This is a genomic window from Burkholderia sp. B21-005, from assembly GCF_020843965.1.
Lineage (GTDB): Bacteria > Pseudomonadota > Gammaproteobacteria > Burkholderiales > Burkholderiaceae > Burkholderia > Burkholderia ambifaria.
Genome location: NZ_CP086301.1, coordinates 3,455,381 through 3,480,054, shown reverse-complemented (window position 1 = coordinate 3,480,054; position 24,674 = coordinate 3,455,381). Strand labels below are relative to the sequence as shown.

The 24,674-nt window shown below is 67.4% G+C and carries 22 protein-coding genes and 1 tRNA gene; 17 read left to right on the top strand and 6 right to left on the bottom strand.

The window, feature by feature from the left end; genetic code table 11:
* Positions 1-56: 56 nt before the first annotated feature.
* The 11 genes from htpX (at position 57) to LMA02_RS16135 (ending at position 10,369) form a co-directional block, all read left to right on the top strand.
* Positions 57-914: a zinc metalloprotease HtpX gene (htpX, locus tag LMA02_RS16185; protein WP_006759751.1), complete on the top strand. Its 858-nt coding sequence runs from the start codon at positions 57-59 to the stop codon at positions 912-914.
* Positions 915-1,091: 177 nt separating this feature from the next.
* Positions 1,092-2,480, top strand: coding sequence for a 16S rRNA (cytosine(967)-C(5))-methyltransferase RsmB (rsmB, locus tag LMA02_RS16180; RefSeq protein WP_228906230.1), 1,389 nt, complete (start codon positions 1,092-1,094; stop codon positions 2,478-2,480).
* Entirely contained in the window at positions 2,477-3,067 is a 591-nt protein-coding gene (locus LMA02_RS16175; protein WP_166725952.1) for a DUF4390 domain-containing protein, read from the top strand. Before rsmB ends, LMA02_RS16175 begins: the two co-directional genes overlap by 4 nt.
* Positions 3,057-5,471 carry a sensor histidine kinase EsaS gene (esaS, locus tag LMA02_RS16170; RefSeq protein WP_228906228.1) on the top strand — a complete coding sequence of 805 codons (2,415 nt, stop codon included), beginning with the start codon at positions 3,057-3,059 and terminating at the stop codon, positions 5,469-5,471. Before LMA02_RS16175 ends, esaS begins: the two co-directional genes overlap by 11 nt.
* Entirely contained in the window at positions 5,472-6,173 is a 702-nt protein-coding gene (esaR, locus tag LMA02_RS16165) for a response regulator transcription factor EsaR (RefSeq protein ID WP_228906227.1), read from the top strand.
* A 62-nt stretch (positions 6,174-6,235) separates the two neighbouring features.
* Positions 6,236-6,311 (top strand) — tRNA-Phe (locus LMA02_RS16160).
* Positions 6,312-6,660: 349 nt separating this feature from the next.
* On the top strand, positions 6,661-7,395 hold the full coding sequence (gene queC, locus LMA02_RS16155) for a 7-cyano-7-deazaguanine synthase QueC (RefSeq protein WP_105834806.1): 735 nt from the start codon (positions 6,661-6,663) through the stop codon (positions 7,393-7,395).
* 75 nt (positions 7,396-7,470) lie between these two features.
* Positions 7,471-8,103, top strand: coding sequence for a 7-carboxy-7-deazaguanine synthase (gene queE / locus LMA02_RS16150; RefSeq protein ID WP_006755430.1), 633 nt, complete (start codon positions 7,471-7,473; stop codon positions 8,101-8,103).
* 18 nt (positions 8,104-8,121) lie between these two features.
* Complete coding sequence (gene queD / locus LMA02_RS16145) at positions 8,122-8,574, top strand: 6-carboxytetrahydropterin synthase QueD (protein WP_006755431.1); 453 nt, start codon at positions 8,122-8,124, stop codon at positions 8,572-8,574.
* Between the two features lie 236 nt (positions 8,575-8,810).
* Positions 8,811-9,596: an HpcH/HpaI aldolase family protein gene (locus tag LMA02_RS16140; RefSeq protein WP_228906225.1), complete on the top strand. Its 786-nt coding sequence runs from the start codon at positions 8,811-8,813 to the stop codon at positions 9,594-9,596.
* Positions 9,593-10,369 carry a tetratricopeptide repeat protein gene (locus LMA02_RS16135; protein WP_228906222.1) on the top strand — a complete coding sequence of 259 codons (777 nt, stop codon included), beginning with the start codon at positions 9,593-9,595 and terminating at the stop codon, positions 10,367-10,369. The genes LMA02_RS16140 and LMA02_RS16135 overlap by 4 nt, the downstream gene beginning before the upstream one ends.
* 101 nt (positions 10,370-10,470) lie before the next feature.
* Here the strand turns inward: LMA02_RS16135 and rodA are convergent, their stop codons facing one another.
* From rodA to LMA02_RS16110, 5 genes are all read right to left on the bottom strand, one after another.
* A complete protein-coding gene (rodA, locus tag LMA02_RS16130) occupies positions 10,471-11,619 on the bottom strand; it encodes a rod shape-determining protein RodA (RefSeq protein ID WP_228906221.1) in 1,149 nt (382 codons plus the stop codon).
* Positions 11,620-11,630: 11 nt separating this feature from the next.
* The gene (mrdA, locus tag LMA02_RS16125; protein WP_228906219.1) at positions 11,631-13,928 is read right to left on the bottom strand and encodes a penicillin-binding protein 2; all 2,298 of its coding nucleotides are present in this window, start codon (positions 13,926-13,928) and stop codon (positions 11,631-11,633) included.
* 118 nt (positions 13,929-14,046) lie between these two features.
* Positions 14,047-14,559 (bottom strand): rod shape-determining protein MreD, encoded by a 513-nt coding sequence (gene mreD, locus LMA02_RS16120; protein WP_006755847.1) that lies wholly within the window; start codon positions 14,557-14,559, stop codon positions 14,047-14,049.
* Complete coding sequence (mreC, locus tag LMA02_RS16115; protein WP_228906218.1) at positions 14,556-15,623, bottom strand: rod shape-determining protein MreC; 1,068 nt, start codon at positions 15,621-15,623, stop codon at positions 14,556-14,558. Before mreC ends, mreD begins: the two co-directional genes overlap by 4 nt.
* Positions 15,624-15,762: 139 nt before the next feature.
* Positions 15,763-16,806 (bottom strand): rod shape-determining protein, encoded by a 1,044-nt coding sequence (locus tag LMA02_RS16110; RefSeq protein ID WP_004189550.1) that lies wholly within the window; start codon positions 16,804-16,806, stop codon positions 15,763-15,765.
* Between the two features lie 367 nt (positions 16,807-17,173).
* Between LMA02_RS16110 and gatC the strand changes: the two genes are divergently transcribed.
* The 5 genes from gatC (at position 17,174) to LMA02_RS16085 (ending at position 22,297) form a co-directional block, all read left to right on the top strand.
* On the top strand, positions 17,174-17,473 hold the full coding sequence (gene gatC / locus LMA02_RS16105) for an Asp-tRNA(Asn)/Glu-tRNA(Gln) amidotransferase subunit GatC (protein WP_006477478.1): 300 nt from the start codon (positions 17,174-17,176) through the stop codon (positions 17,471-17,473).
* 66 nt (positions 17,474-17,539) lie between these two features.
* Positions 17,540-19,030 carry an Asp-tRNA(Asn)/Glu-tRNA(Gln) amidotransferase subunit GatA gene (gene gatA, locus LMA02_RS16100; protein WP_175665899.1) on the top strand — a complete coding sequence of 497 codons (1,491 nt, stop codon included), beginning with the start codon at positions 17,540-17,542 and terminating at the stop codon, positions 19,028-19,030.
* A gap of 4 nt (positions 19,031-19,034) precedes the next feature.
* A complete protein-coding gene (gene gatB / locus LMA02_RS16095; protein WP_228906217.1) occupies positions 19,035-20,507 on the top strand; it encodes an Asp-tRNA(Asn)/Glu-tRNA(Gln) amidotransferase subunit GatB in 1,473 nt (490 codons plus the stop codon).
* A gap of 126 nt (positions 20,508-20,633) precedes the next feature.
* A complete protein-coding gene (locus LMA02_RS16090) occupies positions 20,634-21,473 on the top strand; it encodes a polyphosphate kinase 2 family protein (RefSeq protein WP_228906216.1) in 840 nt (279 codons plus the stop codon).
* Between the two features lie 50 nt (positions 21,474-21,523).
* Entirely contained in the window at positions 21,524-22,297 is a 774-nt protein-coding gene (locus tag LMA02_RS16085) for an exodeoxyribonuclease III (protein WP_228906213.1), read from the top strand.
* A 111-nt stretch (positions 22,298-22,408) separates the two neighbouring features.
* Here the strand turns inward: LMA02_RS16085 and LMA02_RS16080 are convergent, their stop codons facing one another.
* Complete coding sequence (locus LMA02_RS16080; protein WP_006755229.1) at positions 22,409-23,461, bottom strand: NAD(P)-dependent alcohol dehydrogenase; 1,053 nt, start codon at positions 23,459-23,461, stop codon at positions 22,409-22,411.
* A gap of 228 nt (positions 23,462-23,689) precedes the next feature.
* On the opposite strand from LMA02_RS16080, the gene LMA02_RS16075 reads away from it, so the two are divergent.
* On the top strand, positions 23,690-24,634 hold the full coding sequence (locus LMA02_RS16075) for an AraC family transcriptional regulator (RefSeq protein WP_228906211.1): 945 nt from the start codon (positions 23,690-23,692) through the stop codon (positions 24,632-24,634).
* The last annotated feature ends 40 nt before the right edge of the window (positions 24,635-24,674 follow it).

Sequence of the window (24,674 nt, the reverse complement as noted above, 5' to 3'; positions counted from 1 at the left end):
ATTTTCCGTCGCGCCCTGTGATGCGCGACGGGTCCCCTGACGGATAAGGAGTGGGTATGTTCAATTGGGTCAAAACGGCGATGCTGATGGCCGGGATCACGGCCCTGTTCATCGTGATCGGCGGCATGATCGGCGGCACCCGCGGCATGACGATCGCGCTGCTGTTCGCGCTCGGCATGAATTTCTTCTCGTACTGGTTCTCCGACAAGATGGTGCTGCGCATGTACAACGCGCAGGAAGTCGACGAGAACACGGCGCCGCAGTTCTACCGGATGGTGCGCGAGCTTGCCACGCGCGCGAACCTGCCGATGCCGCGCGTCTACCTGATCAACGAGGACGCGCCGAACGCGTTCGCCACGGGCCGCAACCCGGAACACGCGGCGGTCGCAGCGACGACGGGCATCCTGCGCGTGCTGTCCGAGCGTGAGATGCGCGGCGTGATGGCGCACGAGCTCGCGCACGTGAAGCACCGCGACATCCTGATCTCGACGATCACCGCGACGATGGCGGGCGCGATCTCGGCGCTGGCCAACTTCGCGATGTTCTTCGGCGGTCGCGACGAAAACGGCCGCCCGGCCAATCCGATCGCGGGGATTGCGGTCGCGCTGCTCGCGCCGATCGCCGGCGCGCTGATCCAGATGGCGATCTCGCGGGCGCGCGAATTCGAGGCCGATCGCGGCGGCGCGCAGATCTCCGGCGATCCGCAGTCGCTCGCCACCGCGCTCGACAAGATCCATCGCTATGCGGCGGGCATCCCGTTCCAGGCGGCCGAAGCGCATCCGGCCACCGCGCAGATGATGATCATGAACCCGCTGCACGGCGGCGGCCTGCAGAACCTGTTCTCCACGCACCCGGCGACCGAGGAGCGCATCGCGCGCCTGATGGAGATGGCGCGTACCGGCCGCTTCGACTAAGTCGCGTCGCGCTCGACACATCGCCCCGCACGCCTCGCGCTGCGGGGTGTTTCATTTGTGCGTCCCATAAAGGGGCCGCATGGCCTCACGCTACAATGCGCGGTTTGGAATCGCGGCGGCCGCGCACGGCCGCAGGGTTCCCGCCGCTCGCGGCGCCCGTTTGCCGATTTTGCTCCGATGACACGAACCCGTTCCTCCGCTCCGTCTTCCTCCGGCCGCCCTGCGCGCCTGTCCGCGCTGCGTCTCGCGCCCGATTCGCTGGGCTTCGCGCTCGACGCGGCTGCGCAGGCAGTCGATGCGGTGCGGCACGGCACCGCGCTGCCGGCGGCACTGGCCGCGGTGTTCGCGCAGATGCCGGCCGGCACGCAGACGCTGGCGCGCGGCGCGACGCAGGACGTCGCATATAGGACGATGCGTCGCCTCGGCAGTGCGGACTGGCTGATCGGCCGGCTCGTCGGCAAGGCGCCGCCCGCGCACGTGCAGGCAGTACTCGCCGGCGCGCTCGCGCTGCTGCTCGATCCGGAGGAGACGGCCGCGTATCCGGCGTTCACGATCGTCGACCAGGCCGTGACCGTGATCGGCGCGCGGCGCGAATTCGCGTTCGCGAAGGGGCTGGTGAACGCGGTGTTGCGCCGTTTCCAGCGTGAGCGCGACGCGCTCGTCGCGGCGCTGCAGGACGATCCGGTCGCCCGCTGGAACTACCGTCCGTGGTGGATCGATGCGGTGAAGCGCGCGTGGCCGGACACCTGGCAGGCGATCCTCGCGGCCGGCGAGCGCCAGGGGCCGCTGACGCTGCGCGTGAACGCGCGCCGCGCGAGCGTCGACGCGTATCTCGACACGCTGCGCGCGAACGGGATCGACGCGACCGCGATCGGCCGCCATGCGGTGCGGCTCGCATCGGCGCTGCCGGTCGATCGCATTCCGGGCTTTGCGGACGGCGTCGTGTCGGTGCAGGATGCCGGCGCGCAGCTCGCCGCCGAATGGCTCGGCGCGCGTGACGGCATGCGCGTGCTCGACGCATGCGCGGCACCGGGCGGCAAGACCGGCCATATCCTCGAGCTGGCTGGCGCGGAGGTCGTTGCGCTCGAAAGCGACGCGACCCGCGCGGCGCGCATCGGCGAGAACCTCGCGCGCCTGTCGCTCGCGGCGGACGTGCGCGTCGGCGATGCCGGCGCACCGCAGGCGTGGTACGACGGCCGGCCGTTCGACCGCATCCTCGCCGACGTGCCGTGCTCGGCGTCGGGCATCGTGCGCCGTCATCCCGACATCCGCTGGCTGCGCCGCGAAGCCGACATCGCGGCACTCGTCGCGGAACAACGCCGCATCCTGACGGCGTTGTGGCCGCTCGTGAAGCCGGGCGGCGAACTGCTCTACGTGACCTGTTCGATCTTTCCCGAGGAGGGCGAATTGCAGGCCCGCTGGTTTGAAGCGGCCTGTGAAGATGCGGTACGATTGGACGCGCCCGGCCAACTGCTGCCGGGCGGCGTGCATGCCGGAGCGGCCGGCGCACTCGACCAGAACACCGATCACGACGGATTTTTCTACGCGCGGTTTCAGAAACGGTGACGATCAAACACCTTTTTCCACTTCGGCTCGCGGCCGTCCTGCTGGTCGCGTTGGCGCTGTGCCTGACTGTCGTTCGGCCGGCGCGCGCCGAGTCGATCGCCGTGCAGCGCGCCTCGCTGCAGGCTGACGGAAGCGGCTGGAGCCTCGATGCCCGCTTCGATTTCGAGCTGAACCCGAACCTCGAGGATGCCGTCAACAAGGGCATCCCGCTCTACTTCACGACCGACTTCGAACTGAGCCGCGCGCGCTGGTACTGGTTCGACGAGCAGCCGGTGTCGGTGTCGCAGACGATCCGCCTGTCGTTCCAGCCGCTCACGCGCGAGTACCGCGTGTCGACGGGCGGGCTGCAACTCGGCTTCCCGTCGCTGAGGGACGCGCTCGCGGTCGTCCGGCACATCACGTCGTGGCACGTGATCGATCGCAACCAGGTGCGGGCCGGCGAAACCTACATGGCCTCGGTGCGCATGCAGCTCGATACGGCGCTGATGCCGAAGCCGTTCCAGGTCGACGCGGTGAACAACCGCGACTGGACGCTCGGCTCGGACTGGAAGCGCTTCAACTTCACGGTGACCGAACGTGCTAAATAAAGTGCGCCGCGCGGCCAGCGGGAAGAGCCTCCTCGTTCGCGTCATCGTATCGACCGTCGCGCTCACCGCGCTGCTGCTGCTCGTGCTGCTCGCGGCCGCGAGCGCGAACACCGAGTTCTTCGACCGCTACTACTCGTGGCTGTACGCGATGAACATCATCGTCGCGCTCGTGTTCCTGCTGGTGGTGCTCGGGCTGATCGGGATGATCGTCGTGCGCCTGAGGAAGGGCAAGTTCGGCACGCGGCTGCTCGCGAAGCTCGCGGTGTTCTTCGCGCTCGTCGGCGTGGTGCCGGGCGGGATCATCTACATCGTGTCGTACCAGTTCGTGTCGCGCAGCATCGAGTCGTGGTTCGACGTGAACGTCGAAACTGCGCTGACGGCCGGCCTGAACCTCGGCCGCGGGATGCTCGACGCGTCGCTGTCCGACCTGCAGACGAAGGCGCGCCTGATGTCCGACCAGCTCGCGAGCGTCGATGCGAACACGAACGGCACGACGCTCACGCTCTTGCGCCTGCGCGACCAGTTCGGCGTGCAGGACGCGACGATCGTCGAGCCGAGCCGCGGCGGCTCGGGTGCGGCGCCCGACCTGCACATCGTTGCGCAGGCATCGGGCAATTTCGCCGTGCTGATTCCGGACGACCTGCCGACGCCGCTGATGCTGAGCCAGGCGCGTGAACATGGCGCATACGCGGCGATCGAGGGCGAAGTCGACGGCGACCCGCGCGCGCATGGCGCGAAGGGCGCGTTGCGGCTGCGCGTCGTGCGGCCGATTCCCGACGCGACGACGTCGCTGCTGCAGCCGGCGGAGCGGTTCCTGCAGCTCACGCAGCCGGTGCCGCCCACGCTCGCGCACAACGCCGACGCGGTGCAGCGCGCGTATCGCGAGTACCAGGAAAAAGCGCTCGGCCGCACCGGGCTGCGCAAGATGTACATCGGCACGCTGACGCTCGCGCTGTTCCTCGCGACCTTCATCGCGATGATGCTCGCGCTCGCGCTCGGCCAGCAGCTCGCGCGGCCGCTGTTCCTGCTCGCGCAGGGCACGAAGGAGATCACCGAAGGCGACTACACGCCGAAGCGCGAGATCAAGTCACGCGATGAGCTCGGCTTCCTCACGCAGTCGTTCAACGCGATGACGCGCCAGCTGTCCGAGGCGCGGCTCGCGGTCGAGAAGAACCGGATCGCGCTCGAGCATTCGAAGACGTATCTCGAGAGCATCCTCGCGAACCTGACCGCCGGCGTGTTCGTGCTCGACCGCCAGTTCCGGCTGACGACGGCCAACCGCGGCGCCGAGCGGATCTTCCGGCAGCCGTTCAGCGCGATGATCGGCACGGCGCTCGACCGGATCGACGTCGTGGCGGAATTCGGCGCGATGGTGCGCAAGGCATTCGCTGATCGCGAGGCGGCTTCCGACGGCGCCAGCGGCGATCGCGGCCACTGGCAGCAGCAGTTCGCGGTCGAAGTGCCGGGCGAAGCCGATCCGCTGACCTTGCTCGTGCGCGGCACGCGCCTCGTGTCGACGGTCGAGGGAGAGGCCGACGATCCGCAGACGTCCGGCTATGTCGTCGTGTTCGACGACATCTCAGACGTGATTTCCGCGCAGCGTTCGGTCGCATGGGGCGAGGTCGCGCGGCGGCTCGCGCACGAGATCAAGAACCCGCTGACGCCGATCCAGCTGTCGGCCGAGCGGCTGCAGATGAAGCTGTCCGACAAGCTCGCGCCGCCCGATGCGGACGTGCTCAAGCGCGGCGCGACGATGATCGTCAACCAGGTGGCCGCGATGAAGCGGATGGTCGACGACTTCCGCGAATATGCGCGCACGCCGCCGGCGGTGCTTGGCAACCTGCAGTTGAACGAACTGGCGAGCGAGGTGCTCGGGCTGTATGGTGTCGGCGAGGGCAAGAGCGCGATCGTCGCCGAACTCGCGCCGTCGCTGCCGGTGATTCGCGGCGACGCGACGCAACTGCGCCAGGTGATCCACAACCTGCTGCAGAATGCGCAGGATTCGGTTGCGGAAGTCGCGCATCCGCGTGTGTTGATCGAAACCAAGACAGTAGAATATGGCGATCCCGACGCCGAGGGCAAAACGCGCGTCGCGGTACGTCTTACCGTGTCCGACAACGGGCCCGGTTTTCCGGCACGCATCCTGACCCGTGCGTTCGAGCCTTACGTGACGACGAAGGCGAAGGGCACGGGGCTCGGATTGGCCATGGTCAAGAAAATCGTCGATGAGCACGGCGCGCGGATCGATCTGCGCAATCGCATGCACGGCGAGACCGTCGAGGGTGCGCAGGTGTCGATCCTGTTCCTGCAGATGGCGAGCGATACGCCAGGCGCCGAACCCGGCGCGCAGGTCGGGACGGCCCCCGCTAAGACAAAAGCAAGTGTGCAGACAAAGGCAGCGTAAATGGCAACCATCCTGGTGGTAGATGATGAAATGGGCATCCGGGAATTGCTCTCGGAAATCCTCAGCGATGAAGGACATGTCGTCGAGGCGGCGGAGAACGCGCAGGCCGCGCGGGAATACCGTCTGAATCAGGCGCCCGATCTCGTGCTGCTCGATATCTGGATGCCCGATACCGACGGCGTCACGTTGCTCAAGGAATGGGCGGCGCAGGGCCTGTTGACGATGCCCGTGATCATGATGTCCGGGCACGCGACGATCGACACGGCCGTCGAGGCAACGAAGATCGGCGCGCTCGATTTCCTCGAGAAGCCGATCGCGCTGCAGAAGCTGCTGAAGTCGGTCGAGCATGGTCTCGTGCGCGGCGCGGCACCGGTGTCCGTCAACTCGGCGGCGAAGGCCGGCGGCGGCCAGGCTTCGGGTCCGGCGGCGGTCGCGTCCGCGGCCGCGTTGCCGACGCTCGGCGACGACATGGCCGCGGCGCTCGGCCTCGCGGGCCAGACGGCCGCGATTCCGTTCGACATCCCGTTGCGCGAAGCGCGCGATGCGTTCGAGCGCGCGTACTTCGAATATCACCTCGCGCGCGAGAACGGCAGCATGACGCGCGTCGCGGAGAAGACGGGCCTCGAGCGCACGCACCTGTATCGCAAGCTCAAGCAGCTGGGCGTCGAGCTCGGCAAGAAGCCGTCGGAAGGCGCCGCGTAAAATATTTTGCGAAAACTACTTGCGCAAAGTAAGAGGGCTGGATATACTTTCTCTTCTTCGTTGGCCCGGTAGCTCAGTTGGTAGAGCAGCGGATTGAAAATCCGCGTGTCGATGGTTCGATTCCGTCCCAGGCCACCAGCAGTTCCAACCCCAAGAATCGGAAGGTTCTTGGGGTTTTTCGTTTGTGGTGGGTTTGCGCGGCATCGGCGTGCGGCCGGCAGCATTCGCCGGAGCGTGATAAAATCCGTGCCCGCTCAATGACTTAGCGCATCGCTTCATGCGCACGGCAGGGCTGCCCGCAGGCGCCGCCGTGACGCGCGGCACCGATGCCGCGCGATGGGCGGTATAAGCGCTCCGCCGCGTTCGCGGACGACGGCGCTGCCTATACTGGTCGAGCCGGCGCAGGCCGGCACGTGTCGGGCCGCCCGGCGGCAGCCGGCCCCGGGGCGCAGCGCGACGCGAGCCTATACATTCACGGAGTATCACGGTGATTCGGACAGACGCTAAAGACGGCGCGCTCGTGCTGTTTTCCGGCGGGCAGGACTCGGCCACGTGCGTGGCCTGGGCCCTGGAACGCTACCAGACGGTCGAGACGCTCGGCTTCGATTACGGCCAGCGCCACCGCGTCGAACTCGAATGTCGCGAAGGCGTGCGCGACGCGCTGAAGCATCAGTTTCCCGCCTGGGCCGGCCGCCTCGGCGACGATCACATGATCGACCTGTCGGTGCTCGGCGCGATCAGCGATACCGCGATGACGCGCACGATCGAGATCGAGACCACGGCGAATGGCTTGCCGAACACGTTCGTGCCGGGCCGCAACCTGCTGTTCATGACGATCGCGGCCGCGATCGCCTATCGCCGCGGGCTGCGCGTGCTGGTCGGCGGGATGTGCGAGACCGATTTCTCGGGCTACCCTGACTGCCGCGACGACACGATGAAGGCGCTGCAGGTCGCGCTGAACCTCGGGATGGACACGCGCATCGTGCTCGAGACGCCGCTGATGTGGCTCGACAAGGCGCAGACCTGGCAGCTCGCCGAACAACTCGGCGGCGACGCGCTCGTCGAGCTGATCCGCGTCGAGACGCACACGTGCTACGTGGGCGAGCGCGCGGAACTGCACGACTGGGGCTTCGGCTGCGGCGAATGCCCGGCCTGCAAGCTGCGCAAGCGCGGCTACGAGGCCTACCTGAAGGGCGAGCGGGTGACCGAAGCGCCGCTGTGACGCGGGTGCGCCGGCAGCGCTTGATGAATAACGGATTCTGATCGACAACGAGCGGCGCGAGCCGGACGAAGCACGATGACTTACGCGGTCAAGGAAATTTTCTACACGTTGCAGGGCGAGGGCGCGAACGCGGGCCGTCCGGCCGTGTTCTGCCGGTTCGCCGGCTGCAATCTGTGGTCGGGCCGCGAAGAGGATCGTGCGGAGGCCGTGTGCCGCTTCTGCGATACGGACTTCGTCGGCACCGACGGCGAGAACGGCGGCAAGTTCAAGGACGCCGAAGCGCTCGTCGCGACGATCGCCGGCCTGTGGCCGGACGGCGAAGCGCATCGCTTCGTCGTCTGCACGGGCGGCGAGCCGATGCTGCAGCTCGACCAGCCGCTCGTCGACGCGCTGCACGCGGCGGGCTTCGAAATCGCGATCGAGACCAACGGCTCGCTGCCGGTGCTCGAGACGATCGACTGGATCTGCGTAAGCCCGAAGGCCGACGCGCCGCTCGTCGTCACGAAGGGCAACGAACTGAAGGTCGTGATCCCGCAGGACAACCAGCGGCTTGCCGACTACGCGAAGCTCGATTTCGAGTATTTTCTCGTGCAGCCGATGGACGGCCCGTCGCGCGATCTCAACACGAAGCTCGCGATCGACTGGTGCAAGCGGCATCCGCAGTGGCGGCTGTCGATGCAAACCCATAAATACCTGAACATTCCCTGAGCCACGGCCTTTGACATCGTGCTGATTACCCGAAAACTCGAATTCGACGCGGGCCACCGCATTCCCGATCACCGCAGCCAGTGCCGGAACCTGCACGGCCATCGCTACGTGCTCGAAGTCACGCTGCGCGGCGATCTCGTCGATACCGAGGGGGCGCCGGACCGCGGCATGGTGATGGATTTCGCCGACGTGAAGGCGCTCGCGGTCGAGCACCTCGTCAACAAGTGGGACCACGCGTTCCTGGTCTACGCGCGCGACGAAGTCGTGCGCTCGTTCCTCGAGCAGATGGCCGACCACAAGACAGTCGTGCTCGACCGGATCCCCACGGTCGAGAACCTCGCGGCGATCGCGTTCGACATCCTCGCGAACGTGTACGACGCGCACTACGGCGTGAACCTGCGGCTGGAGCGCGTGCGCCTGTACGAAACGCCGAACTGCTGGGCCGACGTCGAGCGCGATCCCGCCCGCTGACGCGGCATTGCCGGCCCGAGCATGCGCTCGGCGGCCGGCCGCCGGTCGCCCGCCGCCGGTCGCCCGCCATGCGGTGCCCGATCGGGCCCGCTTCGCCTGTCTCCCCACATTTCACCCGACGGCGCGCTATGATCGTTGCGTGGCGCAGCCTGCGCGCCCGCGATCGGGCTGCTGCCGTCCGGCCGTCCCCCGTTGCCTGTTCCGTTCGATTGCCTGTCCGCCAGGAGGCCGTATCGATGAGCACGCTCACCAATTCCCTCAAACAACGTCTGCATGACGGCGACGAGCCGCTATACGGCCTGTGGCTGTCGCTCGGCTGCGATTCGGCCGCGGAAGCGCTCGCGCACGCCGGCTACGACTGGCTCTGCATCGACATGGAGCACGCGCCGAACGACAGCCGGGACGTCGCGTCGCAACTGCGCGCGCTGGCCGCCGCGCACCTGCCGAGCGAGCCCGTCGTGCGGGTGCCGGGGCGCGAGCCGTGGCTCGTGAAGCGCGCGCTCGACGCCGGCGCGCGCACGCTGATGTTCCCGTGCATCGAGACGGCCGACGAGGCCGCGCACGCGGTGCGGCTCACGCGCTTCCCGTCGCCGGATTCCCCGGACGGGCTGCGCGGCGTGGCCGGCATGGTGCGCGCGGCGGCGTTCGGCATGCGCCGCGATTACCTGCAGACGGCGAACGCCCAGATTGCGGTGATCGTGCAGATCGAATCGGCGCGCGGCATCGACGAAGTCGAGCGGATCGCCGCGACGCCGGGTGTCGACTGCCTGTTTGTCGGCCCGGCCGATCTGGCGGCGAGCCTCGGGCATCTCGGCGACAGCCGTCACCCGGATGTCGAGACCGCGATGGCGCGCGTGCTCGCGGCCGGCAAGCAGGCTGGCGTCGCGGTCGGCATCTTCGCGAGCGATACAGCGATCGCACGCCAGTATCGCGAGGCCGGCTACCGGATGGTCACGCTGTCGGCCGACGTGACCTGGCTGCTGCGCGCGACGCGGCAGGCGCTGCAGGAGGTGCGGTCATGAACGGCGGCGATGGCGCGGGGACGGGCCGCGCGCGGCGCACGACCGGTGCGCGCGGGCGGATCGGCGCGATGCTGGGGCTGTGGGTCGTGTGCGTCGCGGCGTCGGCGCAGAATGCGCCGCGCGCGAAACCGGACCCGGCACACGAGACGCAAGCGGCGGTGGCCGCCTACAACGCCGGCGACTATCGCGCGGCGCTGGTGCAGTTCCACGACGCAGCCGAACGCGGCGATCGGCTCGCGCAGTTCAACTACGCGATGATGCTGCTCACCGGCGTCGGCGTGACCGCGAACGTCGACGAAGGGCTGCGCTGGCTGAAGCGGGCGGCCGACGCGAACATGTCGCATGCGCAGTACGTGTACGGACGGATGTTCGACGACGGCGAATTCGTCGCGCGCAATCCGGCCGAAGCGCACCGCTGGTTCATGCGCGCGGCGAAGCAGGGGCACGTGCAGGCCGCGCTGTCGCTCGCGAACCAGTTCCTCGACGGGCGCGGCACACCGCGCGACAACCGGCAGGCGTTCGCGTGGTACAAGCAGGCGGCCGACGCGGGCGAGCCGACCGCGCAGTACGTGACCGCGTCGTTCTACGAGCGCGGCGGCGACGGCGTCACGCAGAACCTGAACATCGCGCGCGCGTACTATGCGGCCGCGGCCGCGCAGGGCGACGAGACGGCCGAGCTGAAATTCAAGGAGCTGAGCGCGCGATTGAAGACGCCGGAGCCGGCATCGGGCGCCGGTGCGGACCACGTGAGCCCACGCGCGACACCGCAGTGACGGCGGTATCCGCCGCATTCGGCCTGCCCAACGAAAAACGGCGCTCACGGCGCCGTTTTTCATTGCTGCGACTGCTTGCAGCTGCGTGCCATGCCGCAGCGTCAGCTCTTCATCAGCCGCCGCTGTCGCCCGACGCTCATGATCATCCCGATCGCGACGCCGAGCGTCGCCAGCGCGGTGCCGCCATAGCTCATGAACGGCAACGGTACGCCGACGACGGGCAGCACGCCGCTCACCATCCCGATGTTGACGAACGCGTAGACGAAGAACGCGAGCGTGAGCGAGCCCGCGAGCAGCCGGCCGAACAGCGTCGCGCCCTGCGCGGCGATGTAGAGCCCGCGCGCGATCAGCGCCATGTACAGCGTCAGCAGCACGAGGCCGCCGACGAGCCCCCATTCTTCGGAGAACACCGCGAAGATGAAGTCGGTGTGCTTCTCCGGAATGAATTCGAGGTGGGCCTGCGTGCCCTTCAGGTAGCCCTTGCCGAGCACGCCGCCCGAGCCGATCGCGATCACGGCCTGGATCGTGTGGAAGCCCTTGCCGAGCGGGTCGGAGGTCGGGTCGAGCAGCGTGCACACGCGGTGCTTCTGGTAGTCGTGCATCAGCGGCCACTGCACTTCGGGCTGGCAGATGCGCTCCTCGAACACGGCGATCGAGCCGACCGCGATCACGCCCGCGACGAGCACCGGCACGATCAGCTTGAACGACAGGCCGGCGAGGTAGATCACGAAGAGGCCGGCTGCGAACACGAGCAGGCCGGTGCCGAGGTCGGGCTGCTTCGCGATCAGGCCGACCGGCACGAGCAGGATCCCGAACGCGACGACGAAGTCGTACCAGCGCAGCCCGCCTTCGCGGCGCTGGTAGTACCACGCGAGCATCAGCGGTGTCGCGATCTTGAGGATTTCGGACGGCTGGATCACGACGCCGACGTTCAGCCAGCGCTTCGCGCCCTTCTTGGTCATCCCGAACAGCGCGACCGCGACCAGCAGCGCGACCCCGAACGTATAGAGCGGGACCGCGAAGCGCATCAGCGTCGTCGGCGGGATGTTGGCGATCACCCACATCAGCACGAACGTCAGCAGGATGTTGCGTAGCTGGTCCTCGACGCGGCCCGGCATGTCGATCGCCGCGCTGTACAGCGTGACGATGCCGACGCACAGCAGCAGGAACACGATGAGGGCGAGCGGGCGGTCGAAACCCGCGAACATCTGCTTGATCTTGTCGAGCCAGGCGCGCTTGTCGAATTGCATGCCTTTCTCCGTTAATGAGCGGTGCCGGCGTTCACCGCTTTCGCGGTGGCCGAGGCACGGAAGTTGTCGTCGCGCGGCGCGGTGGCGACCGGCTGTGCGCCGCTCGCGGGCCGGTGCGGCCGGTGCGGGCGCCGGATCGGCGGCAGGCTGGCGGCCATCGGCGCCGCGGCGCTCGCGTCGGACGGCTGCGCCGCGCTCGATGCATCGGGCGCCGACGCGGCGTCCGCCGCACTCGCCGCACTCGCCGCACTCGCCGCACTCGCCGCACTCGCCGCGGTCGGCACGACCGGCTGCGGCAGCGCGGTGAAGCCGGCCGCGACGGCGGCGGGCTTCGATGCGTCGCCGACCACGGGCACGCTCACCGGCTCGGTCGCCGACGCGGCGGCGGCCACGGCCGCGGCCTCGTTCTTCGGGTTCTGACGTTCGACGAGGTAGTAGTCGAGCACGCGGCGCGCGATCGGGCCCGCGGCTTGCGCGCCCCAGCCGCCGTTCTCGACGACCAGCGCGACGGCGATCTGCGGATGATCGACCGGCGCGTACGCGATGAACAGCGCGTGGTCGCGCAGGTGTTCGGCGAGCAGGTGGCCCTTGTAGTTCGAGCCCTGCAGCGAGAACACCTGCGCGGTACCGGTCTTGCCGGCCGCGAGGTACGAGGCGCCGCGGAACACCTTGTACGCGGTGCCGGACGGATTCTCGATCACGTTTTCCATCCCGCGCTTCACGACGTCGATGTCGCCCTGCTTGAGCGGGATCACTTCGCTTTCCTTCGGCACGGTCAGGTGGCGTGCCCGCGAGATCGGATCCTCGACTTCCTTCACGAGGTGGGGCTTCATCACGACGCCGTTGTTCGCGAGCGTCGCGGTGGCATGCGCGAGCTGCAGGATCGTGTACGAGTTGTAGCCCTGGCCGATCCCGAGACTGATTGTCTCGCCGTCGAACCACTTCTGCTGCGCGGCCTTCTTGAACGCCTTCTTCTTCCAGTCGGTCGACGGCAGGATCCCGCGCGCCTCGCCCTGGATGTCGATGCCGGTGATCTGGCCGAAACCGAACGGCTTCATGAAGTTCGCGATCGCGTTCACGCCAAGGTCGCGCGCGAGCATGTAGAAGTAGGTGTCGTTCGACACCATGATCGCCTTGTTCATGTCGACCCAGCCCTGGCCCGAGCGCACGTCGTTGCGGAACGTGTGGCCGCCGAACGTGAAGTAGCCGGGATCCTGGAAGCCCCAGCCCGGCGTGCGCTTGCCGAGCGTCAGGCCGGCCAGCGCCATGAACGGCTTGTACGTCGAGCCGGGCGGGTAGGTGCCGTGCAGCGGCCGGTTCAGCAGCGGTTTGTCGGACGAGTTGTTCAGCTCGTCCCAGGTCTGCTGGTCGATGCCGTCGACGAACGAGTTCGGGTCGAAGCTCGGCGACGACACGAACGCGAGCACGTCGCCCGTCTTCGGCTCGATCGCGACGAGCGCGCCGCGCTTGCCGGCGAACGCCTGCTCGGCGACCTGCTGCAGCCCGATGTCGAGCGACAGCACCAGGTTGTTGCCGGGCGTCGCCTGCGTGCGCGACAGCGTGCGCACGGGCCGGCCGCCGGCCGTCACCTCAACTTCCTCGAAGCCCGTGAGGCCATGCAGCTCGGCTTCGTAGCTCTGCTCGACGCCGATCTTGCCGATGTAGTCGGTGCCCTTGTAGTTGTTCGCGTCGCGACGCGGATCGTAATGTTCCTGATCGCTGTCGTTGTCGTCGCTCATCGCATCGATGCGATCCTGGTCGCGCTTCGAGATCCGGCCGATGTAGCCGATCACGTGCGCGGCCGTCATGCCGAGCGGGTACTGGCGGAACAGTCGCGCGCGCACGTCGACGCCGGGGAAGCGGAAGCGCTGCGCGGTGAAGCGCGCGACTTCCGCGTCGGTGAGGCGCGTGCGGATCGGCAGGCTCTCGAAGTTCTTCGAGTCTTCCTGCAGCTTCTTGAAGCGGCGGCGGTCGCGTGCGTCGATCGGGATGATCTCGGACAGCTTGTCGATCGTGTTGTCGAGCGTGTCGTCGAGCTTCGACGGCGTGATCTCGAGCGTGTACGCCGAATAGTTCTTCGCGAGGACCACGCCGTTGCGGTCGGTGATGATCCCGCGGTTCGGCACGATCGGCGCGACCGAGATGCGGTTTTCCTCGGCCTGCAGCGCGTATTTGCCATGCTGCATCAGCTGCAGGTAGAAGAAGCGGCTCGCGAGCAGCCCGAAGCAGACGAACACGAACACGCCCGCCGCCGCGACGCGCAGGCGGAACTTCGAGAGCTGCTGTTGGGTGTCGTTGAATTCGGTCATGCGGTTACATTTGATCCGGCCCACGCACGGCGAGCGCGCGCGGGCGAGGGGCCGCCCCGGAGCGCGGTGCGCGGCGGGTGTGGGGGCGGTGGGTGTTCAAGGTCGGTCCCGGTGCGGCTCAGATGGGGCGCGTATCGTCCGGGTCGACCGGGCGGCGTTGCGGCATCAGCAGCAGGTGGCTCGCGATCGGCCACAGCGCGGCCTCGACGAAGCCGTCCACCAGATAGCGCCAGCCGGGAAACGCGGCGCCCATCACGAGGCGGATCACGAAGGGCACCAGCTGCGCGACGACGAGCAGCGGCGTGACATACAGCACCTGCACGCCGATCGGCATCCACAGCACGCGGCGGTGGATCGTGATCGCGCCGTACGACAGCAGCGTATAGGCGAGCGCGTGCTCGCCGAGCAGCCCTGCGTCGTGCACGTCCATCAGGATGCCGAGCACGAACGCGACGCCCATCCCGACCTTGCGCGGCTGATGGATGTTCCAGAACAGCAGCACGAGCGCGACGAAATCGGGCACGCCGGGCAGGCGGCCCCACGGCATCAGGTTCAGCAGGAACGCGGCGGCGAGGCTGAAGACGATGAAGTACGGGTTGACCGGCTGCAGGATGTATTGCGGACGGTTCATCGCTGGGCTCCTGGTTGCCCGGCCGCGGGCTTCGCGGGCGCGGCAGCGGGCTGGGCTGGAGCGGCGGGGGCCGCCGGCGCGGGTTTCGCACCGGGTGCGGCCGCGGCGGCCGGCTTCGCGTTCGCGTCGGCCTTCTCGGCTTTCTCGCCCTTCGCGGCGGCCTTCGCGCCCTTCTTGCCCTTCGCGTTCTTGTCGGCGGCCGGCTCGAGCTCGGCCGGACGCGGCGGGACGTCGTTCTGGTAATGCAGCACGAGCATCTGGCGCGCGCCGCGCACGGCAGCGACCGGTGCGCAGGTCACGCGGGCGAACGCGGTATCGGCGAGCTTGTCGACGCGCACGACCTTCGCGACCGGCAGGCCCGGCGGATAGACGCCGTCGAGGCCGCTCGTGACGAGCTCGTCGCCCGCGACGAGGTCCGAACTCGTCGGCACGAAGCGCAGATCGAGCGAATCGCCCTTCGGCGTGCCATAGATCACGCTGCGCAGGCCGGTGCGCAGCACCTGCACGGGAATCGCGAGATCGCGGTCGGTGATCAGCGTGACTTCGGCCTGCAGCGGGAACACGCGCGTGACCTGGCCGACCACGCCGTCCTCGCTGACGACCGGCGAGCCGTTCTGGATGCCTTGCTGCGAACCCTGGCCGATCACGATCTTCTGCGTGAACGGGTCGCTCGTGTCGTACTGGATCTCGACCGGGGTCGACTGCGTCGCGATGTGCTGGCGCAGCTCGAGCACCGCGCGCAGATGCATGTTTTCCTGCGCGAGCACGGCGGCCTGATTGGCTTGCGTGGACAGTTGCAGGTTGCGCTTGCGCAGCGCGTCGTTGTCGTGGCGCAGCGACGCGCCCGTGACGGCGATGTCGGCCGCGCCCATGAAGAGGTCGCGCGGCACGAGCGCCGCGCGCTGCAGCGGGTACAGCACGGTGCCGAGCACGCCGCGGACGATTTCGAGCGTGCTGAAGCGCGCGTCCGACACGAGGAGCGCGATGGCGAGGGCGACGAAGAAGATGAGCCGCGCGAGCGCGGGCGGACCTTGCTTGAAGAGGGGCGGCGGACTGTATTCCATGGTCGGCGCCGGGCGCGTGGTGATCGGTTAAATAATGCTCAGACGCGCAAACGGCGTGGCGGTTCGTTCTGAACGAGCGATCCGGCCACGCCGCGAGTGCGTCATATCAAACGGGACTGCTTAGGCGATCACTCGGCGATCACTCGTACGAGAAGATGCTGCCCAGCTTGTCCATGCGCTCGAGCGCCATGCCCGAGCCGCGCACGACGCAGGTGAGCGGGTCTTCGGCGACGAGCACCGGCAGGCCGGTTTCTTCCGCCAGCAGGCGATCGAGGTCGCGCAGCAGCGCGCCGCCGCCCGTCAGCATCATCCCGCGCTCGGCGATGTCGGCGCCGAGTTCCGGCGGCGTCTGCTCGAGGGCGATCTTCACCGACGACACGATCTGGTTCAGCGGATCGGTCAGTGCTTCGAGGATTTCGTTGCTCGAGATCGTGAAGCTGCGCGGAATGCCTTCCGACAGGTTGCGGCCCTTCACTTCCATTTCCTTGACTTCGGAGCCCGGGAACGCGGAGCCGATTTCCTTCTTGATCGCCTCGGCGGTTTGCTCGCCGATCAGCATCCCGTAATTGCGGCGGATGTAGTTGACGATCGCTTCGTCGAACTTGTCGCCGCCGACGCGCACCGAGCCCTTGTACACGATGCCGCCGAGCGAGATCACGCCGACTTCGGTCGTGCCGCCGCCGATGTCGACGACCATCGAGCCGGTGGCTTCCGACACCGGCAGGCCCGCGCCGATCGCGGCCGCCATCGGCTCCTCGATCAGGTAGACCTGCGATGCGCCGGCGCCGTGCGCCGCTTCCTTGATCGCGCGGCGCTCGACCTGGGTCGAGCCGCACGGCACGCAGATGATGATGCGCGGCGAAGGCGAGAACATGCGCGACTCGTGCGCCGTCTTGATGAACTGCTTGATCATCTGCTCGGTGACGGTGAAGTCGGCGATCACGCCGTCCTTCATCGGGCGGATTGCCTCGATGTTGCCCGGCACCTTGCCGAGCATCTGCTTGGCTTCCTTGCCGACCGCCTGGATCGTTTTCTTGCCGTTGGGGCCGCCTTCCTGGCGAATCGACACGACGGAGGGCTCATCGAGCACGATGCCCTTGCCGCGCATGTAGATCAGGGTGTTTGCGGTGCCGAGGTCGATCGCGAGATCGTTGGAGAAGTAGCTGCGCAAAAAACCGAACATTCAGAATCCTGTTTCGCTCTGGGCCGGCCCTGCATAGCGAGCGCTGAGGGCGGCAGCGGAAAAAATAACAGCCTCGGGAAGCGTGGCGGAAGCGGCCGCCGCGGCGCACGAAGCTGCGAGTGATGTCTACCGGGGATCGCACGAAGCACGCACGGCTTGCCGAAACGAGGCGAAACGGTGCGGGAAAAGGCTGCCGGGTTTGGGTCGAACGCGTAATGATACCTTATAATTTCACGGTATTTGAATCGAAACGGGCGGTATTTTTGCCGCTTCGGCCCCGATTTTTGAGGGTGGGATCGCACCCTCCAACCCCCCGCCGCGGCGCTGCTTTTGATGCGCCGCGCAGCCTTGTTTTTCCGGTGATCGCATGGCCCTGACCCTGACCGATGTGAAACGCATCGCGCACCTGGCGCGACTCGAAATGGCCGACGCCGACGCCGAGCACATGCTCGGCCAGCTCAATGAATTCTTCGGCCTCGTCGAACAGATGCAGGCGGTCGACACCGCCGGCATCGCGCCGCTCGCCCACCCGATCGAACAGATCCAGGAAGTCGCGCAGCGCCTGCGCGACGACGCCGTGACGGAAGTCGTCAATCGCGACGACAACCAGCGTCCGGCGCCGGCCGTCCAGGACGGCCTCTATCTGGTGCCGAAGGTGATCGAGTAAGCATTCGATGACAAGCGCGCCGGCGCCGCGCCGCGCGCCACCCAGAATTCCCAGGAAAACCACTCAATGCACGCAAAAAGCCTGACCGAACTGCGCGCCGCGCTCGCCGCCAAGGAATGCTCGGCCGTCGAGCTCGCGCAGCTCTACCTGAAACGGATCGACGCGGCACGCGACCTGAACGCGTTTGTCCACGTCGACGCCGACCTCACCCTTGCGCAGGCGAAGGCCGCCGACGCCGAACTCGCGCGCGGCGCGGGCGGCGCGCTGACCGGCCTGCCGATCGCGCACAAGGACGTGTTCGTCACGCGCGGCTGGCGCTCGACCGCCGGCTCGAAGATGCTCGCGAACTACGAGAGCCCGTTCGACGCGACCGTCGTCGCCCGCCTGCAGGCGGCCGGCATGGTCACGCTCGGCAAGACCAACATGGACGAGTTCGCGATGGGCTCGTCGAACGAGAACTCCGCGTTCGGCGCGGTGAAGAACCCGTGGGATACCAACGCGGTGCCGGGCGGCAGCTCGGGCGGCAGCTCGGCCGCCGTCGCCGCGCGCCTCGCCCCGGCCGCGACCGGCACCGACACCGGCGGCTCGATCCGCCAGCCCGCGTCGTTCGCGGGCGTGACGGGCATCAAGCCGACCTACGGCCGCGTGTCGCGCTACGGGATGATCGCATTCGCGTCGTCGCTCGACCAGGGCGGCCCGATGGCGCAGAGCGCGTCCGACTGCGCGCTGCTGCTGAACGCGATGTCCGGCTTCGACGAGCGCGACTCGACGAGCCTCGAGCGTGAAGACGAGGATTTCACGCGCCACCTCGGCCAGCCGTGGGCGGCCGGCAACGATGCGGGCAAGCCGCTCGCGGGGCTGCGCATCGGTCTGCCGAACGAGTATTTCGGCGACGGCCTCGCCGACGACGTGCGTGCGTCGATCGACGCGGCGCTCAAGCAGTACGAGGCACTCGGCGCGACGCTCGTGCCCGTGTCGCTGCCGAAAACCGAATTGTCGATCCCCGTGTACTACGTGATCGCGCCGGCCGAGGCGTCGTCGAACCTGTCGCGTTTCGACGGCGTGCGCTTCGGCCACCGCGCCGCGCAGTATGGCGACCTGCTCGACATGTACAAGAAGTCGCGCGCCGAAGGCTTCGGCCCCGAGGTGAAGCGCCGGATTCTCGTCGGCGCTTACGTGCTGTCGCACGGCTACTACGACGCGTACTACCTGCAGGCGCAGAAGATCCGCCGCATCATCGCGCAGGATTTCCAGGAAGCGTTCAAGTCCTGTGACGTGATCATGGGCCCGGCCTCGCCGACGGTCGCATGGGATCTCGGCTCGAAGGGCGACGATCCGGTGCAGATGTATCTCGCGGATATCTACACGCTGTCGGTGAGCCTCGCCGGCCTGCCCGGCATGAGCGTGCCGTGCGGCTTCGGCGCGGGCGCGAACGCGAAGCGCCCGGTCGGTCTGCAGATCATCGGCAACTATTTCAACGAAGCCCGGATGCTGCAGGTCGCCGACGCGTTCCAGCGCGCGACCGACTGGCACAAGCAAGTTCCGGCGGGGGTGTAAGCATATGACTCAATGGGAAGTCGTCATCGGTCTCGAGACGCACGCGCAACTGTCGACCGTCTCGAAGATTTTCTCCGGCGCGCCGACGCAATTCGGCGCTGAGCCGAACACGCAGGCGTGCCCGGTCGATCTGGCGCTGCCGGGCGTGCTGCCGGTGCTGAACCGCGGCGCGGTCGAGCGCGCGATCCGCTTCGGCCTCGCGATCGGCTCGACCATCGCGCCGCGCAGCATCTTCGCGCGCAAGAATTATTTCTACCCCGATCTGCCGAAGGGCTATCAGATCAGCCAGTACGAGATTCCGGTCGTGCAGGGCGGCCAGATCACGATCCAGGTGCCGGCCAACGAAAAGGCCGGCAAGCAAGCGTACGAGAAGACGGTCAACCTGACCCGCGCGCACCTCGAGGAAGATGCGGGCAAGTCGCTGCATGAAGACTTCGCCGGCATGACCGGGATCGACCTGAACCGCGCGGGCACGCCGCTGCTCGAGATCGTCACCGAGCCGGAAATGCGCAGCGCGGCCGAGGCGGTCGCGTATGCGAAGTCGCTGCACGCGCTCGTCGTGTGGCTCGGCATCTGCGACGGCAACATGCAGGAAGGCTCGTTCCGCTGCGACGCGAACGTGTCGGTGCGACCGGTCGGCCAGGAAAAGTTCGGCACGCGCGCGGAAATCAAGAACCTGAACTCGTTCCGGTTCCTTGAAGAAGCGATCAACTACGAAGTGCGTCGCCAGATCGAGCTGATCGAGGACGGCGGCGAAGTCGTGCAGGAAACGCGCCTCTACGATCCGGACAAGCGCGAGACGCGTTCGATGCGCAGCAAGGAAGACGCGCACGACTACCGCTACTTCCCCGACCCCGACCTGATGCCGCTCGTGATCGGCCAGGACTGGATCGAGCGCGTGCAGGCCGGGATGCCCGAACTGCCGGCCGCGATGCAGCAGCGCTTCGTCGAGCAATATGGCGTGTCCGCGTACGACGCCGGCGTGCTGACGTCGAGCAAGGCGATGGCCGCGTACTTCGAGGCCGTGGTCGCGAAGGCCGGCGCGGCGAACGCGAAGATCGCCGCGAACTGGCTGATGGGCGACGTGTCGTCGCAGTTGAACCGCGACGGCATCGAGATCGACGCGATTCCGGTCTCGGCAGCACAGCTCGCGCTGGTGCTGCAACGCATCGCCGACGGCACGATCTCGAACAAGATCGCGAAGGAAATCTTCTCGGCGATCTGGGACGAGAAGGCGACCGACGACGCCGCGGCCGACCGCATCATCGACGCGAAGGGCCTGAAGCAGATCTCCGACACCGGCGCGCTGGAAGCGATCATCGACGAGGTGCTCGCGGCGAACGCGAAGTCGGTCGAGGAATTCCGCGCGGGCAAGGAAAAGGCGTTCAACGCGCTGATCGGCCAGGCGATGAAGGCGACCAAGGGCAAGGCCAATCCGCAGCAGGTCAACGAACTGCTGAAGAAGAAGCTCGGCTGAACATGGCCGCGCGTCTGAACCGCGCCTGACGACGGGCCGCCGCCGAACCTGTTCGGGGCGGCCCGTCGCTTTGGTGCATGCGTTATCGTGTGCGCGTGTGCATCGCACCGTCCAACGGAGGAACGAATGGCGAAACAACCGTCGCTCGACGATTTCCGCGTGCCGTACAGCACGCGTGACAAGGAAGCTGCCGCATTCAAGCTCGATGCGTTCGATCCGGCTGCGAAGCCGTTCTCGGCGGGGTCGAAGGATGCCGACCGCGAACGGCTCACCGCCGTGTCGACGGAGCTCGACGTGCAGCAGGAGCGCCTGCACACGCAGCAGAAGAAGCGCGTGCTGCTCGTGCTGCAGGGGATGGACACCAGCGGCAAGGACGGTACCGTGCGCGCGGTGTTTCGCGACGTCGATCCGCTCGGCCTGCGCATCGTGCCGTTCAAGGCGCCGACGCCGATCGAGGCCGCGCACGATTTCCTGTGGCGCGTGCACGCGCAGGTGCCGGCCGCGGGCGAACTCGCGATCTTCAACCGTAGCCACTACGAGGACGTACTCGTGCCGCGCGTGCTCGAGCTCATCAGCGACAAGGAATGCGAGCGCCGCTACCGGCAGATCCGCGATTTCGAGACGATGCTCGCGGAGAACGGCACGACGATCGTCAAGTGCTTCCTGCACATCTCGAAGGACGAGCAGCGCGAGCGGCTGCAGGCACGCATCGACGATCCGACCAAGCACTGGAAATTCGACATCTCCGATCTCGACGCGCGCAAGCACTGGGATGCATACCAGTCGGCGTACCGCGACGCGCTCGCCGCGACGTCGGCCGAGCATGCGCCGTGGTACGTGATCCCGGCGAACTCGAAAACCCATCGCAACGTGATGATCGCCGAGCTGCTGCTGCGCGCGATGACCGACATGAAGCTCGAATTCCCGCCGCCGAAGCCGGAGCTCGAAGGCGTGAAGATCCGCTAGGCTGCGATCCTGTCAAACACATCGAACTGAACTGAACAACGGAACCCGACATGATGCGAGTGATTACCGCCAACCTGAACGGCATCCGCTCCGCCGCGAAGAAGGGCTTTTTCGAATGGCTCGGCGAACAGAACGCCGACTGCGTGTGCGTGCAGGAAATCAAGGTATCGGCCGACGACCTGCCGGCCGACTTCGTCGAGCCGCATGGCTTCAGGAGCTATTTCCACCACGCCGAGAAGAAGGGCTACAGCGGCGCGGGCGTGTACAGCCGCCACGAGCCCGATGACGTGATCATCGGCTTCGGCAGCAGCGAATTCGATGCCGAGGGGCGCTATGTCGAGGCGCGCTACGGCAAGCTGTCGGTCGTGTCGGTGTACGTGCCGTCCGGCTCGAGCGGCGAAGAGCGTCAGCAGGCGAAGTACCGCTTCATGGACGAGTTCATGCCGCATCTCGCCGAGCTGAAGAGCAAGCGCGAGGTGATCCTGTGCGGTGACGTGAACATCGTCCACAAGGAAATCGACATCAAGAACTGGAAGAGCAACCAGAAGAACTCGGGCTGCCTGCCGGAAGAGCGCGCGTGGCTCACGCAGCTGTTCGACGATGTCGGCTATGTCGACGTATTCCGCACGCTCGACCCGCGCCCCGAGCAGTACACGTGGTGGAGCAACCGCGGCCAGGCGTACGCGAAGAACGTCGGGTGGCGGATCGATTACCAGATCGCGACGCCGGGCGTGGCCGGCACCGCGAAGCGCACGTCGATCTTCAAGGACATCAAGTTCAGCGATCACGCGCCGCTGACGGTCGATTACGACTACAAGAAGTGATCGTCGGCGCTACGCGATGCGCGTAGCAGCCGAGCCAATCGGTTGCCGGATGCAAAACGGGCCGCATGTCGAACATGCGGCCCGTTTCGCTTGGGGGCGTCGCTTACTGCCTTACTGCTTGAGCGACGCCATGTCCACCACGAACCGATACTTCACGTCGCTCTTGAGCATCCGCTCGTAAGCGGCATTGATCTGCTGCATCGGAATCGTTTCGATGTCCGACGTGATGCCGTGCTCCGCGCAGAAGTCGAGCATTTCCTGCGTTTCCGCGATCCCGCCGATCAGCGAGCCCGCGAGGCGGCGGCGCTTGAAGATCAGGTTGAACACCTGCGGCGACGGGTGGTCGTGCTCCGGCGCGCCGACGAGCGTCATCGTGCCGTCGCGCTTCAGCAGGTGCAGGAACGGGTTCAGGTCGTGCTGCGCGGCCACCGTGTTCAGGATGAAGTCGAAGCTGTTCAGGTGCGCGTTCATCTGCGCTTCGTCCTTCGAGATCACCACTTCGTGCGCGCCGAGCCGCTTGCCGTCCTCGATCTTCGACGGCGAGGTCGTGAACAGCACGACGTGCGCACCCATCGCGCGCGCGAGCTTCACGCCCATGTGGCCGAGCCCGCCGAGGCCGACGATCCCGACTTTCTTGCCGGGCCCGACATTCCACTGGCGCAGCGGCGAGTAGGTCGTGATCCCCGCGCACAGCAGCGGCGCGGCGCCGGCCGGGTCCAGCGTCTCGGGCACGCGCAGCACGAACGCCTCGTCGACGACGAGCTGGGTCGAATAGCCGCCGTACGTGATGTCGCCCGTCACGCGGTCCTGGCCGTTGTAGGTGCCGACGAAGCCGTTCTCGCAATACTGTTCGAGGCCTTCCGCGCAGCTCGGGCAGGTGCGGCACGAATCGACGAGACAGCCGACGCCGACCAGCTCGCCGACCTTGAAGCGCGACACCTGCGGGCCGGTCGCGGTCACGCGGCCGACGATTTCATGGCCCGGCACGACCGGGTAGATCGTGTTGCGCCATTCGTTGCGGGCCTGGTGCAGGTCCGAGTGGCAGACGCCGCAGTACAGCACCTCGATCTGGACGTCGAGGTCGCGCAGCGCGCGGCGCTGGAATTCGAACGGGGCGAGCGGCGATTGCGCATCGGTCGCCGCGTAAGCGTAGGTTGTGCTCATGCAGGGGGCTCCTTGTCCGGGAAAACATCCGGCGAAACAGACTGCCGCCGCACCATGTGGCGACGCGGCGAGACAGGTGCCCATCGTACGGAGCGAGCCGCCGCGGCGAAATACACGAAGGTCTCGAAGATTTGCCCATTCCTCTCGAATTTCGCGCGAACGGCCGTCAAAATGCTTTCAAAGTGCTACATTGCAAGCCAGATTCTCTTGCCGGACAGGACGACGCCGATGAGCTTCCAGCCCCTTTTCGACGATATGGGCGACCGTGTGCGGCGCCGCATGATCGAGCTGCATTCGAGCCTGGCGCCGAACGAGGGCGATACGCTGGCGGCGCTCGACGGCGTGCGCTTCATCCGCGTGAGCCGTCCCGTGCCGCGCATGCCGGTGCTGTACGAGCCGAGCATCATCGTCGTGTGCCAGGGCCGCAAGCTCGGCTATCTCGGCGACCGCTCGTTCGTCTACGACGCGCAGCAGTATCTCGTGCTGTCGGTGCCGCTGCCGTTCGAATGCGAAACCTTCGCGAGCATGGACGAGCCGTTTCTCGCGATCTCGATCCGCGTCGATCTCGCGGTGATCGCCGAACTCGCGATCCTGCTCGACGAGACGCTCGGTGCGGCGGTCAGCGAGCCGCACGGCGTCTATTCGACGCCGCTCGATGCGCCGCTCGCCGACGCGGTGGTGCGGCTCCTCGAAGCGCTCGCGTCGCCGCACGACACGTGCGTGCTCGGGCCGGCGATCATGCGCGAGATCGCGTACCGCGTGCTGACCGGTGCACAGGGCGACGCGATTCGCGCGGCGCTCGCCCAGCAGCATCATTTCGGCCGCGTCGCGAAGGCGCTGCGGCGCATCCATGCGGACCTGAAGGCCGATCTCGATGTCGAGACGCTCGCGCGCGAGGCCGGGATGAGCCTCGCGGTGTTCCACGCGCAGTTCAAGCACGTGACGGCGACGTCGCCGATGCAGTATGTGAAGGCCGCGCGCCTGCACCAGGCGCGCTTGATGATGGTGCAGGACGGCGTCGGCGCGGGTGCCGCCGCCGCGCGGGTCGGCTATGCGAGCGCGTCGCAGTTCAGCCGCGAGTTCAAGCGGCTGTTCGGCCGCAGCCCCTGTGACGAAGTGCGCTGGATGCGCGAGAGCGGCAGCCGGCCGGTCGAATCGGACGTCGGCGCGTAGCGCCGCGTCACGCGCCGGCAATGCCCGAGGGAAAGCCGCG